13 protein-coding genes are annotated in these 13,048 nt (G+C 43.8%); 7 read left to right on the forward strand and 6 right to left on the reverse strand.

All coding sequences use genetic code 11. From position 1 onward, the window contains the following. Window positions 1–303: 303 nt before the first annotated feature. The 6 genes from B2575_RS03920 to adk all read left to right on the forward strand — a co-directional run bounded on the left by B2575_RS03920 (window position 304) and on the right by adk (window position 7,296). Entirely contained in the window at window positions 304–1,638 is a 1,335-nt protein-coding gene (locus B2575_RS03920) for a hypothetical protein (RefSeq protein WP_087815527.1), read from the forward strand. Between the two features lie 252 nt (window positions 1,639–1,890). Further along, entirely contained in the window at window positions 1,891–3,921 is a 2,031-nt protein-coding gene (locus tag B2575_RS03925) for a heme lyase CcmF/NrfE family subunit (protein ID WP_296240263.1), read from the forward strand. Window position 3,922: 1 nt separating this feature from the next. After that, window positions 3,923–4,582: a DsbE family thiol:disulfide interchange protein gene (locus tag B2575_RS03930; RefSeq protein ID WP_201503046.1), complete on the forward strand. Its 660-nt coding sequence runs from the start codon at window positions 3,923–3,925 to the stop codon at window positions 4,580–4,582. Continuing rightward, on the forward strand, window positions 4,579–5,142 hold the full coding sequence (locus tag B2575_RS03935; RefSeq protein ID WP_296240266.1) for a cytochrome c-type biogenesis protein: 564 nt from the start codon (window positions 4,579–4,581) through the stop codon (window positions 5,140–5,142). The genes B2575_RS03930 and B2575_RS03935 overlap by 4 nt, the downstream gene beginning before the upstream one ends. Continuing rightward, a complete protein-coding gene (gene ccmI / locus B2575_RS03940) occupies window positions 5,139–6,419 on the forward strand; it encodes a c-type cytochrome biogenesis protein CcmI (protein WP_296240268.1) in 1,281 nt (426 codons plus the stop codon). Before B2575_RS03935 ends, ccmI begins: the two co-directional genes overlap by 4 nt. Before the next feature lie 220 nt (window positions 6,420–6,639). Beyond that, on the forward strand, window positions 6,640–7,296 hold the full coding sequence (gene adk, locus B2575_RS03945; protein ID WP_055123793.1) for an adenylate kinase: 657 nt from the start codon (window positions 6,640–6,642) through the stop codon (window positions 7,294–7,296). Between the two features lie 242 nt (window positions 7,297–7,538). Here adk and secB read toward each other — a convergent pair whose 3' ends face one another. The 4 genes from secB to rsgA form a co-directional block, all read right to left on the reverse strand. Beyond that, window positions 7,539–7,991, reverse strand: coding sequence for a protein-export chaperone SecB (gene secB / locus B2575_RS03950; protein WP_045446997.1), 453 nt, complete (start codon window positions 7,989–7,991; stop codon window positions 7,539–7,541). Window positions 7,992–8,159: 168 nt separating this feature from the next. Then, window positions 8,160–8,423: a glutaredoxin 3 gene (gene grxC / locus B2575_RS03955; RefSeq protein WP_045446994.1), complete on the reverse strand. Its 264-nt coding sequence runs from the start codon at window positions 8,421–8,423 to the stop codon at window positions 8,160–8,162. 317 nt (window positions 8,424–8,740) lie between these two features. Continuing rightward, window positions 8,741–9,196: a rhodanese-like domain-containing protein gene (locus B2575_RS03960; RefSeq protein WP_045446990.1), complete on the reverse strand. Its 456-nt coding sequence runs from the start codon at window positions 9,194–9,196 to the stop codon at window positions 8,741–8,743. Between the two features lie 173 nt (window positions 9,197–9,369). Beyond that, window positions 9,370–10,473: a ribosome small subunit-dependent GTPase A gene (gene rsgA / locus B2575_RS03965; protein ID WP_055123794.1), complete on the reverse strand. Its 1,104-nt coding sequence runs from the start codon at window positions 10,471–10,473 to the stop codon at window positions 9,370–9,372. A gap of 230 nt (window positions 10,474–10,703) precedes the next feature. On the opposite strand from rsgA, the gene orn reads away from it, so the two are divergent. Next, window positions 10,704–11,291 (forward strand): oligoribonuclease, encoded by a 588-nt coding sequence (gene orn, locus B2575_RS03970; protein ID WP_045446983.1) that lies wholly within the window; start codon window positions 10,704–10,706, stop codon window positions 11,289–11,291. Window positions 11,292–11,447: 156 nt separating this feature from the next. On the opposite strand, the gene B2575_RS03975 is transcribed toward orn, so the two are convergent. Further along, window positions 11,448–12,302, reverse strand: a complete 855-nt coding sequence (locus tag B2575_RS03975; RefSeq protein WP_296240271.1) for a UDP-2,3-diacylglucosamine diphosphatase — start codon at window positions 12,300–12,302, stop codon at window positions 11,448–11,450. Between the two features lie 35 nt (window positions 12,303–12,337). Then, window positions 12,338–12,844, reverse strand: coding sequence for a peptidylprolyl isomerase (locus tag B2575_RS03980; RefSeq protein ID WP_296240274.1), 507 nt, complete (start codon window positions 12,842–12,844; stop codon window positions 12,338–12,340). Window positions 12,845–13,048: the final 204 nt, after the last annotated feature.

The following is a 13,048-nucleotide window of genomic DNA, read 5'->3' on the forward strand; positions in this document are numbered from 1 at the left end:
ACAAATTATAACAGAACAAATGAGCCGCCGCAGTACACCGCCATTTATTTTGTGGTCGTTATTATCTAAAGCGCCTGTAGATGATATTAATATTGTTACTATCGAAAGTAATAGTAAAACGTGTCATCCCTAGTCACAACTTACCTAGGCTCGACGTGTGCTAATGAATGGCAAGTATGCTAAAATCAGGCGATTTATTTGATAATAATTATCATGGGCAGAGCGGCTTTTTGTTAAGCGTTCTAATTTGCTAATCCTTTTTAATTAGCGACGACAATTAACCTGTCAGGGGCAAGATAAGTCATGGATGCAACTTCATTGTGGCAGACAATAGCTGAACACCCAGAGTTTTTTGCCATGCTGACTATTCCGCCTGTGACCGCATTTGTCACATGGATACACGTGTGGATGGCGCTTAAAATGCTGTTCTATCCGATTAAGTTTCGGGGTATTCGTATTCCAAACTTCCCGTTTTTTGGGTTGCCGGGTATTGGCTGGCAAGGTATCGTCCCACGAAAGGCTGGCAAGATATCAGGCGTTATCGTGGATCAAACGCTGTCAAAGCTTGGCTCGCTTGATGAGTTTTTTCAGGCGATGGAGCCTGAGCAGATGGCGGTATTTATCACGGATACCGTGGACAAAAACCTTGAAGCATTGATTGATGAAATCATGTTGGACCATTCGCCAGCGCTGTGGGGTAATCTGCCTTATGCGTTGAAGCGCCGTGTCTACGCTCAAGCGCATCAAGAGCTGCCCAATATCATGCAGTCTTTGGTGACTGACTTGACCCATAACGTCGAAGACTTGGTTGATATGCGCAAAATGATTGTTAACACGATGGAAAGTGATCGTCGTTTAATGGTCAATATGTTTTTGAAGGTTGGTCAAAAAGAGATCGATTTTATTTGGCATATCAGTGCTTTGATTGGTTTGGTCTTCGGTATTATCCAAATGTTTATATTTTTGGTGGTGCCGCAGCATTGGACAGTGCCGTTTTTTGCCGCGATTTGGGGTTTTCTTACCAATTGGATTGCTATTTGGATGGTGTTTAATCCTGTAGAGCCGCGATTTATTCCTTATGTGAAGTTTTTTGCTGTCCAGAGTCGCTTTCCCTTTATTAGACCGCAATTACCACATATCGCCCAGTATCGTTTGCAAGGCGGTTTTATGAAACGCCAAGAGGAAGTTTCTGAGGTTTTTGCTGAGATTGTCGTAAAAGATTTGGTGACGCTTGAAAACATCATGAATGAGATGATGTATGGCGACCGTGCTGCACAAACGCGTGAGTTGATGAAGTCGCATTTATATAAAGTGTTAGAGTCGCCAGTGATTAGTACGACACTGCGCCTAGGCTTGGGTCGCCGCGAATATGGACAGCTAAAAAATACTATCATTGATAAGTCAATTGTTGCGACGATGGTGCCATTGCGAGATCCTGAGCTCAATGAAAGCCGTGCCAGTAAAATATTTGGGCTGTTTCGTGACCGTATTCGCGCGCTGACGCCAGATGAGTTTCAGAACTTATTACGTCCCGCTTTTCGTGAAGATGAGATGACGTTAATCGTGTTGGGTGGTTTGACAGGTTTCTTAGCAGGCTGGTTGCATCTGGTCTTAGTGTTTTTTCCTGCGATTCAGTAATGACGCATTTTTTATGTCTTTATACACATCGCATACAGAGTGGATACAGAAACGTGACAAGTTGACGCTAATGTACCTTGCTGTAAGCGCCCTCAGCTGCAATGGCTAATGGCGCTTTTATAATAAATAATACTGATAAAGACCAGCAGTATAAATACTCGTAGTAACGATTACTGGATACTTTCGAATATCCTAAAAAACCAATCCCTAAAATAAACAATGACCGTATTAAGGTAAACAAGGTTAGACCGTATGTTAATCACAGAATTGGGTTATTTTGCCTTGCTAGCCGCCTTTATATTGGCGATTTTGCAGGTGGTATTACCAACCGTCGGTATCATGCGTGACCACGTTGCGTGGCAGCGTTTGGCACCAAGTCTGGCGTGGGCACAATTTGCTGCCATGATCACATCATTTGCCGCGCTGATGGCAGGCTTTTATTACAATGACTTCAGCCTCGTCTATGTCACTCAGCATTCTAATACGCTGTTGCCTTGGTATTATAAGCTGTCGGCAACTTGGGGTGGTCATGAGGGTTCATTGCTGCTTTGGATGACCATCATGGCTACTTGGTGTGCGCTGGTCTCTTACTTTAGCCGTGGTTTGCCACTGTCTATGCGTGCGCGAGTGTTGGTAATTTTGGCTGGCGTGCAGATGATGATGCTAGCGATGCTGATTTTTACCTCGTCGCCATTTGATCGTACATTGCCAAACTTACCTGTTGATGGTGCGGATCTAAATCCTGTGCTACAAGATTTCGGTTTGATTATTCATCCACCGATGCTGTATATGGGCTATGTGGGTTTGGTCGTACCGTTTGCCTTTTGTATGGCGGCATTGTGGGAAGGTCGTTTAGATGCAGTGTGGACACGCTGGTCGCGTCCGTGGGCATTGGCGGCTTGGGGCTTTTTGACCGTTGGTATCGCGCTTGGCTCATGGTGGGCCTATTATGAGCTTGGCTGGGGTGGTTGGTGGTTCTGGGATCCAGTAGAGAACGCTTCATTGATGCCATGGCTGGCTGGTACCGCGCTGTTACATTCGCTTGCGGTCACAGAAAAACGTGGTGTCTTTAAAGCATGGACGATTATGCTGGCGATTTTTGCTTTCGCACTCAGTCTATTGGGCACCTTTCTCGTGCGTTCTGGCGTTATTACCTCGGTGCATTCATTTGCCGCTGACCCAACGCGTGGTCTGGTCATTCTAGTCATTCTCGGTGTGATCATCGGCGGTGGCTTGTTGATGTTTGCGGTACGTGGTTGGCGTTTAACGGTCGAAAGTCAGTATCAACTGATCTCACGCGAGTCATTTTTAGTCATTAATAACGTTATTATTTTAATTTCGACTTTGGTCGTATTACTCGGCACGCTGTATCCTATCATTGCTGACTCCTTTAATTTAGGTCAGGTGTCTGTCGGCCCTCCTTACTTTAATGCGCTATTTGTACCGCTAACGTGGCTGATATTAGTGGCAATGGGTATGGGCTCGAACATTCGCTGGAAAAAAGACAGCCGTCCGCTATTGGGCGCTGGTATGGTCATTGCAGCCAGTAGTTTAGTGCTTGCAGCAGTTATCACGTATTTTGTGAGCCCGTCTGCGATGCTTAATATTGGCGTTACCTTGGCGGTCAGTTTTTGGGTACTGCTATGGATGGTGGTTGATTTCAAAGACAAAACTAAAAACGCATCCAATTTTGTTAAAGGGTTACGCCAGTTACGTCTGAGCTATTGGGGTCAACAGACCGCTCATATCGGTGTCATTATTGCCGTCATCGGCGTCGCATTTACCAGTACGTTAAGTATTGAACGTGATGTCGCGCTTGGACCAAACGATAGCGTTCATGTCCAAGGCTATGATTTTACCGTTAAAGGCTTTCGTGAAGTCAAAGGCAGTAATTTTGATGCCACCCAAGCTGAGGTTGAAATCAGCAAAGATGGCCGTGCTGTGACCACTCTGTATCCTGAAAAACGTAATTATATCATTAGTATGATGCCAGTCACAGAAGCCGCGATTGATGCTAGCCTCATGCGTGATGTTTACGTGGCACTGGGCGAACCGATCGCCGAAGATAGCAATGAATGGGCAGTACGTATTTATGTGAAACCGCTTATCCGCTGGATATGGCTAGGCGCTCTGATTATGGCGTTTGGTGCAGTATTGAGTATTCTTGATCATCGGTATCGTATTAAGAAAACCAAGACACCTGCACAAATTGCGGCGAATAAAGCAGGCTTTACCACCGTCGCCGATTTGGATGCGTCAGCATTAAAGACAGGGGATAATTAATATGAGCACATCAAAGCAATCCCCTGAGCAAAATGCAAAGCAAGATAAGGTAGGTGGCACGAAAACCATGAATAAAAAGCAACTTAAGCTATGGTTTTTGATTCCACTGATCGTTTTCATTGGCTTAATCATCATGCTATATCTGCGTTTGGGTAAGCCGACGGATATCGTTACCAATACGGCACTTGAGCGCCCAGTGCCCGCTTTTGAGCTGCCTTTATTATCAGATACCAGTCGTATCATGACCAATGAGAATCTACCTGATAAGCCCTTTTTAATGAATATCTGGGGCTCTTGGTGCCCAACTTGTATTATTGAGCATCCTTTTCTCATGCAACTAGAGGAGCGCGGTGTCAATCTGGTCGGGGTCAACTATAAAGATGACATTGGCGATGCTCTAGGCTACTTAAACCGAGGTGGCGATCCGTTCTCGATGTCTATTCAGGATTTATCTGGTCAGTTTGCTTTGGACTTAGGTTTGACGGGTGCGCCTGAGACTTTCGTAGTCGATGGTAATGGTATTATTCGTCAGCACATCATTGGTGAGATCAATGAAAGCAACTGGCAAAGCCGTATTACGCCTTGCTTGATGGTGCTCAATGAAGCCAATAATAACAACGTCAGTCCAGATCCGACTCAGGTTGCGGAGGCGTGTAAATGATAGCCAATAAAATAACAACCGTTACGTTAAAAGTCGCGAGCTTACTGATAGCTTGTCTAATAAGTATGGCAAGCTATGCTGCTATTGAGGTCTATGACTTTGATTCTGTGCAGCAAGAAGCCCAATATCGTGGTCTCATCGAAGAGCTGCGTTGCCCAAAATGTCAAAACCAAAATCTTGCAGGATCGGATGCGCCCATTGCTCAAGATCTAAAGCAAAAAACGTATGATTTGATAAAAGACGGTCGTAGTGATGGCGAGATTCGTGCTTATATGCAGGAACGTTATGGCGATTTCATCACTTATAAGCCGCCTGTCCGTCCATCAACGTGGATTTTGTGGTTTTTTCCGCCACTATTACTCATCAGTTTACTCATAGGCTGGTTCTGGCAAAGCAAACGACGTCAGCTTGTCGCTAGTGGTGAAAGCGGGGTAACGGTCAATAGTACGGCTGCTGCTCTATCTGCTGCCGAAAAAGCCGAGATTGATCGTCTGTTATCACGTGCTTCGAGCGATGACAAAAACGACCATGATATTACAAGCCTCAAGGACAAAAAATGACCATATTCTCTACTGTGGGCTTATTTATTGCTCTAAGCTTACTTACCGCCTTAATACTCGCTGTTATTACCATCATGCCTTGGCTGCGAGCGTCACGCTCGCCAGAAAAACCTCTGGACAATCAGCTGTTGGATATCAACGTTGCTGTGTTCCGTGAGCGTCTAGCAGAACTAAAAACAGATAAAGACAATGGCACTATCGATGACAGCCATTACCAGAACCAAAAACTGGAGCTTGAACGCCAGTTATTGGATGCTCAGCGTGAAGTCACACCGATGGTCGCGCCTGGCATCAAAAGCCGATTAATTATTACTGTCTGGGTGCCAGTCCTCGCGGCGATGGCGTATTTGATGGTCGGCGATCGTACGCCTGTGTTCGAGCTTTGGGCAGCTGAAGACAAAGTGGGTCAAGTGGCTGATGACTTATTAACGGGTAAGATTGATCAGCCGCCTGCTTGGGCGATTGAAGATGGTCAACAACTAATTAGTGCAATGCAGACCAATGTCTATCGTCACGCTGATGATCCAGATCGCTGGATGCGTTTATCAGAATTATTCTTATCATTAGAAGCGACGGATTCCGCAATTGAAGCCTTATCGCGTGCTTATCGTTTGTCACCAGACAATGAAGAGATTGCAACCACCTATGCACAGATTAGCTTCTTTGCCAATAAAGGCCAATTAGACGCTAATAGTCGCCGAGTGCTACAAGACGTGTTGGCTAAAAATCCAGAGCATGAGGGCGCGCAAATGCTCATGGCAATGGGTGAGGCACGAAGTAGTAATTTCGATCAAGCACAAGGCTGGATTAAGCGTCTACGTGACAGTATTGCGGCTAAACCTGGTGATCATACAAAAGCATTGGTGAGTCTAGATGAGCTAAGTGCTAATGTCACCGCTCAGCAACAGCAAGCCTCTGAAGGTGTTGAAGTGACTGTTACGATTAATGCTAGCCTGCTGCCGTTAGTCAAAGCCGACGATGTGTTGTTTGTGGCTATACGTGATGTCAATGGTGGCCCACCATTTGCTGCCAAACGTTTGCCTATCAGTGTCATCAAGCAAGGTGAAGCCAGCATTAGCCTAAGCGATTTGGATGCCATGATGCCTGAACGTACTTTGAAATCGGCGCGAGCGGATAAAGTTCAGTTGGCTGTCATCGCTCGTATCAGCCATAGTGGTACTGCCAGTGCAGAGTCAGGGGATTTGTCAGGTAATCCTGTGGTGATTAGTGCGGAACAAAATCAGGTCAATGTTGAAATCAATCAACAAATTCCATAGTATTTATATTTGTTGTTGTCAGCACCTCTGACGTAAGCGCTGTTATCCGATACAGCAGCGCGCAACAGCATTATATGAACAGATAAGTCATGACAACTTATCACTGCAAATAATGAAAATACTTGAGCTTTGCCAAGCCACAAGGTAAGGTAGCTTGGCAAACAACCAATCCCTGAGTTTTATTAGTCCCAAAATCCTATCTATTAAGGAGAATCGTGTAATGATGCGTATTATTTTGCTAGGTCCACCAGGCGCCGGTAAAGGTACCCAAGCCCAGTTTATTTCTAAAGAATATGATATCCCGCAGATCTCAACTGGCGATATGCTGCGTGCAGCGATCAAAGAAGGCAGCGAGCTTGGCAAAAAAGCCAAAGACATCATGAATGCTGGTGGTTTGGTTTCTGATGACCTCATTATTAACCTAGTGAAAGAACGTATCGCTAAGCCTGATTGTGCCAATGGTTGTATTTTGGATGGTTTTCCGCGTACGATTCCACAGGCTCAAGCACTTGCAGATGCTGACGTTGCTATCGATCATGTAATCGAAATCAGCGTGCCAGATGACGAGATTGTCAAGCGCTTATCTGGTCGTCGCCAACATCCTGGTTCAGGTCGCGTTTATCACGTTGATCACAATCCACCCAAGGTTGAGGGTATCGATGATGTGACTGGTGAAGCGCTAATCCAGCGTGAAGATGATAAAGAATCTACCATTCGTGATCGTCTAGCGACTTATCATGAGCAAACATCAGCGCTTGTTGGTTTTTATCAAGACAAGGCCAAAGAAGGTGCCGATGCCCCTAATTATGATAAGTTTGATGGCACGCAAGGCATCGATGATGTTAAGCAACAAATTTTATCAGCGTTAAAAGGCTAATCATCGATTTCGAATAATTAATGACGCGATTGAAGACCCTGTTTATTAGCAGGGTTTTTTTATGTCTGACGGTTTTAACTGTATGTCTCACAATATTACTCAGTAGAACTCTCATTGCTCAACGATTTTTTTGAATAAGCGCTTAAATAGCATTCACAAAAAAAACCGCTCACTCGTAATGAGTAAACGGCTTTTTTATCAAAATATACTGCGAATAAAGCTAGCAAATTTTTGCTTAAAACTTATGCATTACCTTCAGCATCAACTTGTGCTTGTTGCTGGCTTTGCGCGTAAGCTTGGTCAAAGTTCACAGGGGCTAGCAATAACTGCGGGAAGCTACCACGCGTTACGATGTCGCTGATGACTTCACGAGCATACGGGAACAAAACATTAGGACAGTATGCACCTAAGATTTGACCGATTTGGTCTTCTGGGATGTCTTTTAATAAGAAAATACCTGCTTGATGCACTTCAGCGATAAATGCCGCTTCTTCCGCATTTTTTGCTGTAACGCTCACCGTTAAGATGACTTGATAATGATCGTCATCCAGTTTTTCAGCGTTGCTAGACAAATTGATATCAAGCTCTGGGTTCCACTCTTTGGTGAACACACTAGCGCCTGGGACTTCAAGTGACATGTCTTTTACGTAGATACGCTCTAGTGCCAATTGTGGTTGTGCTTGTTCTTCAGCCATGATAAATCCTCTAAAAGTTGATCAAGTAGTTGGACAAACTGTCATTTTAATAAAAGTTCATTGTAATATAAATCGAGACAAAATCTGGATGTTTTTATTACTCTCTTTTATCTTTGCCGCTGTCTATCATTGCACAGGCAAAGACAGACAGCAACGAAAAGTAGCAGATTAACCTGCTAATAGCTCGTCAAGTTTGCCTTGTTGGTTCATTTGATTGAGCTCATCAAAACCACCGACAAAGGTCTCACCGACGAAGATTTGCGGCACAGTGCGATAGTTATTGGTTTTTTTCATTAATTCTTGACGCTCTTCGCGGCTCATATCGTGCATGCCAATTTCTTCGTAGTCAACGCCTTTAGTTTTTAAGAGTTGTTTGGCGTTTGAGCAATATGGGCAGATAGGCGTCGTATAAACTTTAACAGCGACAGTCATGGTAAATCCTTATTTATAAGTTTAGAAGGTAAGCGTTTTATTATAAAAAGTATTATAAATAATTATTTGATAAAAATTCTTATAATCCGTTACCAGCAAGTAAATTGAAGATAGATTCGGTAATGCTCGTTATTAAAGTGGGGATGAGCAGAGCAAATTCAAGATGCTTGAGTATAAAAGCTCTGACGGTAGCACAAATGCCACAAACAAAAAAACACCTATCGATAAGGTGTCTTTTTTATTTATAAATATTCAACGCCCCTCAATCATATATCAATTGATACGGGCTAAATATTTTTAAACATCAGGATAGCGGACTACTTATGTAGACTTGGTTTGGCTTTGCCTTTATTTTTAGGCTTTGCATCTTTTAACCCAACCAATGGCATGCCCGCTGCTTGCCAGCCGCCGATACCACCTTCTAAGCGATAGACACTGTCCTTGCCGATCATCTGAATCGCCGCGCCTGCTTGCACACCCATATCACAAATGATAATTACTGGCTGCTCAATTGCACGGATTTCTTCTAAGCGGTCTTTGAGCTCAGTGAACGGTATGTTACGGCTGCCTTGGATGTAACCGGTCTCAAACTTCTTTTTGGCACGAATATCGATTAGCTGCGCGTTTTGCGAGTTAACCATCATACCTAAGGTATTGGGCGATATTTTTCTGCCACTACGTTTGTTTTCAATCGTAAAAAATAGCACGGCAAGTACGGCTAATATACCAAATAAAAACGGGTGGTTGCCCACAAATTCCAGCGCACGATCCAAACCATACCTCCAAAAAAATAAGTGTTCGGTTAAGCTGAGAAGACAGCCTAACGATACTGAACAAGGCGCTATTATACCGATTAGACCATCCATAGTAAACGGGCGATGGTCAACCAAGCGATTAACGACCCATAAGGCAGCGATTAATAAGGCGGATACTAATAATGCCAATATTAATAGGGCTTAGTATCTGCCTCTTCTCTTAGGGTAACGAGGTTTTCCACACGGCGCTGCAATACCACGCCGTCAGCAACCGCTTGCCATAGTGCGCAGCCTTTGCTGTTGTGAGTATGACGACAATCACGGAACTGACAGTTGCCAGATAACGGTGCAAGCTCTACAAATCCTGAAATGATATCATCGGGTGTAAGATGCCAAATGCCGTACTCGCGGATACCTGGGGTATCGACGATACCGCCTTGGGTCAAGTCAGCTGGATTAAATGGTAATAAGCGACTGGTGGTGGTGGTATGTTGACCAAGTTTTGAGTTATCAGAGATGATATTGACGCTTTGTGCCGATTCAGGTAGTAGGGCATTAATCAAACTGCTTTTACCGACACCAGATTGCCCTGCAAAAATAACCAGTTTTTTATCGATATAACGTTTTAATTCATCTAGCCCTTCTTGCTCATCGCTATCCGCGACGTTTTCAGGGCAGTCGACTGAGGTGAGAACGCTCTCATAACCGAGAGAAGCATATTGTGCCAGTAATTCTTTGGTATCGACGCCGTTTTCTTCTGCCAATAAATCGGCTTTATTAAGCACCAACAGCGGCTTTACGCCAGCATGATGACAGACGACCAAATAACGATCGATGAGGGTTGGCGCGGCAGCAGGTAGCGGCGCGAAGACAATGGCTAAAATATCGACATTGGCGGCGACAGGTTTAAGTTTATGATAACGATCAGGACGCGAGACCAGAGAGGTACGCGGCTTGACCGATTCAATACGTCCAAAGCCAGTATTAGGATCAGCACTCCAGCGTACTTGGTCGCCAGCAGCTAGCATCGGTAAGTTAGTACGCACATGACAACGCCAAATATCGCCTAATGCCAGCTCTTGCCAAAACGGCTCAGGATCATCGGGTGCAATCTCCGGCTGCACGGGTATCACCGCAGGCAAGCTGGTCACTTGTACTTCCAACTGCTTGCCATAATGCGCCATGACTACGCCATCCATCAAACTGTCATCGATGCTGTCTTGACTTGCCAGCTGTTGTTTGTCGATGCGACGAATCTGTTGCTTAGTCAGTTTGCGTTGCCGAATTAATGCCATGGGTTTTGAACCTATTAAAAAAATATTGCTAAGTGTAGCGTGAAAGTTTGATAACATACAGCCTAAAGCGCCTGCTGCAGACAGAGATTTTGTAACGTTTTAAGGGTTATAAATCAGTAGATGCAACGTTTTGCTACAGTTTGCTACTTAGGCATGAACATTGACAGGCGATTTATCTAATTAATATTGCTCCAAAGTTGTTCTAAACTTTATTGACCATAGGATATTTTATGAGTACCGGTGACCACCCCAACAAGATTAAAATCAGAAACCAAGGCAAAAAAGGGCTGGTATGGATTGACCTAGAAATGACCGGACTGGATACCTTGAATGACGAGATTATCGAGATTGCTACCGTTGTCACTGATGAAGATTTGAATGTCCTTGCCGAAGGGCCAGTGTTCGCTATAAAAGTATCGGATCAAACGTTAAATAAAATGGATGATTGGAATACCAAGCAGCATGGTCAGTCAGGATTGGTCGACCGTGTCCGCCGTAGTACCGTGACATTGGCAGAGGCCGAAGCTGAGACAATTAAGTTTCTCAATAAATGGGTCGATAGTGGTAAGTCGCCAATGTGTGGCAATTCCATCTGCCAAGATCGCCGCTTTATGGCGCGTCAAATGCCGGAATTAGAAAAATTCTTCCATTATCGCAATCTGGATGTGTCGTCAATTAAAGAGCTTTGCTTCCGCTGGCGTCCTGATATTCTCAGAAACTTTGAAAAAGGCGGCAGTCATTTAGCCTTAGACGATATTCGCGATTCTATTCGTGAATTGAAGCATTATCGCCAACATTTCTTTAAATTAATACCGTAAAGTAAGAGTTGAGCGATCAATAGTTTGACACTTAGATGCGCGTCAATCATGCAGTTTCATTTATATAAAAACATGCAGTGTAATTTAAAGAAAAAAGGTCTGTTGATAATTCAACAGACCTTTTTTATTGTTCAGAGGCGCTCAAAAAAAACGACATTAAATGAGCGATTTAAACTCAATCAATCTAAATTCAGCAGCATTACTATTAAAACTGTCATTTGAATGCTCGTCGCCTGTGACTGCGCCAATCACCGCACTGACTTTTGGCTGGTGAGTATTTTTATCTAACAATCTCCAGTCGCCAAGCACGTAGCGTTTTTTATCAGTGGTAGCCTGATGAATAGCTGGACGATGGGTATGTCCATGCAATAAAGCATCGCTATCGCTGATGGCTTGATGCACGGCTTCATCGTTCACATCCATGATATAAGCAGCTTTATTGGCGTTGTTCTGCTGGCTTCTTTTACGCATTTTATCTGCGATAGCCAAGCGTTTTTCTAGTGATTTATTGAGCAAATACCACTGAGTCAAACGATTACGCATGATTTTGCGAAAAAACTGATACTTTTTATCATCAGTACACAAGGCATCACCGTGCTCTAAGCGATAGCTTTGCTGACCGACAGTTAAAGTATACGGCTCATAAATAAGCTCGCCACCGAATAGACTACAGAATGGCTGACCTAACAAAAAATCACGGTTGCCATGCATGACCAAAATCTCACAGCCAGCTATGCGCAGTTTTTTTAATTTAACGATAAGTGGAGTGAGCCAATGACTTTGTCGTTCCTCGTCGGATAAAGACAAATAAAAATCATCACCGAGCCAAACTTCAAACCAATCACCTAAGATAAACAAGCGTTTGAGCGCAGGCAGAGCAAGGCAATCATCAAGTAGCGCCAAAAAAGCCTGCACTAAGGCAGGCTCTTCAGGCGATAAATGCAAATCGCTAATCAAAACTTGCCGTACCTCATGAGGGCGGGTCGTTATTAAATGATTAAAACTTTGCATTTATCTTTATCCTCGTCATTTATAATGAGTAACGATTACTCAGAAATAATAGTCGCTGAGTTGATAACCACTGGCTCTTTTGGCACATCAGCATGCATGCCGAAACGACCAGTAGGTACGCCGCGCATTTTTTCGATGACATCCATACCGCTTGTTACTTTACCAAATACGGTGTAGCCCCAACCTTGCATGTTTTTGCCAGAGTGGTTTAGGAAATCGTTGTCTTTTACGTTAACGAAAAACTGGCTGGTTGCTGAATGTGGATCTTGCGTACGTGCCATTGCAATCGTACCAGCGTCGTTTTTTAGACCGTTGTCTGCTTCGTTTTCAACTGGAGCATTGGTCGCTTTTTCATTCATTTCAGCGTCCATTCCGCCGCCTTGAATCATAAAGCCGTCAATGATGCGATGGAAAATCGTACCGTCATAATGACCAGATTTTACATAGTTTAAAAAGTTTTCAACGGTTTTTGGTGCTTTTTCTTCATTGAGTTCGATAACGATCGCACCCATATTGGTGTCTAGTTCTACTACTGGTGGCATGTCTACCATGTGATATTCCTCTTTGATTGCAACGCCTAAAATGACGCTGTTAAGTGGTGGCTAAAAAGTTGGTAGTTAAAAAGTTATGGCTAGTCTAACGGCTTTTTTATCTCGTGTCATGTATCAGGCTGTTAATGCGTTCGCAAAAGCTGATAGAATAACGCAACTTTAGCTTTTTATTATCATTTTTAATAACTTGTTTTT

It is taken from the genome of Psychrobacter sp. UBA6739, assembly GCF_002453835.1.
Classification (GTDB): Bacteria; Pseudomonadota; Gammaproteobacteria; order Pseudomonadales; family Moraxellaceae; genus Psychrobacter; species Psychrobacter immobilis_A.

What these genes read in the sequence shown, in the direction of transcription:
- grxC (WP_045446994.1), bottom strand. Translation starts at nt 8,423, where the DNA reads ATGACTGTCGCTGTTAAAGTTTATACGACGCCTATCTGCCCATATTGC.
- orn (WP_045446983.1), top strand. Translation starts at nt 10,704, where the DNA reads ATGAGTACCGGTGACCACCCCAACAAGATTAAAATCAGAAACCAAGGC.
- rsgA (WP_055123794.1), bottom strand. Translation starts at nt 10,473, where the DNA reads ATGGCATTAATTCGGCAACGCAAACTGACTAAGCAACAGATTCGTCGC.
- B2575_RS03935 (WP_296240266.1), top strand. Translation starts at nt 4,579, where the DNA reads ATGATAGCCAATAAAATAACAACCGTTACGTTAAAAGTCGCGAGCTTA.
- B2575_RS03975 (WP_296240271.1), bottom strand. Translation starts at nt 12,302, where the DNA reads ATGCAAAGTTTTAATCATTTAATAACGACCCGCCCTCATGAGGTACGG.
- B2575_RS03930 (WP_201503046.1), top strand. Translation starts at nt 3,923, where the DNA reads ATGAGCACATCAAAGCAATCCCCTGAGCAAAATGCAAAGCAAGATAAG.
- B2575_RS03925 (WP_296240263.1), top strand. Translation starts at nt 1,891, where the DNA reads ATGTTAATCACAGAATTGGGTTATTTTGCCTTGCTAGCCGCCTTTATA.
- ccmI (WP_296240268.1), top strand. Translation starts at nt 5,139, where the DNA reads ATGACCATATTCTCTACTGTGGGCTTATTTATTGCTCTAAGCTTACTT.
- secB (WP_045446997.1), bottom strand. Translation starts at nt 7,991, where the DNA reads ATGGCTGAAGAACAAGCACAACCACAATTGGCACTAGAGCGTATCTAC.
- adk (WP_055123793.1), top strand. Translation starts at nt 6,640, where the DNA reads ATGATGCGTATTATTTTGCTAGGTCCACCAGGCGCCGGTAAAGGTACC.
- B2575_RS03920 (WP_087815527.1), top strand. Translation starts at nt 304, where the DNA reads ATGGATGCAACTTCATTGTGGCAGACAATAGCTGAACACCCAGAGTTT.
- B2575_RS03980 (WP_296240274.1), bottom strand. Translation starts at nt 12,844, where the DNA reads ATGCCACCAGTAGTAGAACTAGACACCAATATGGGTGCGATCGTTATC.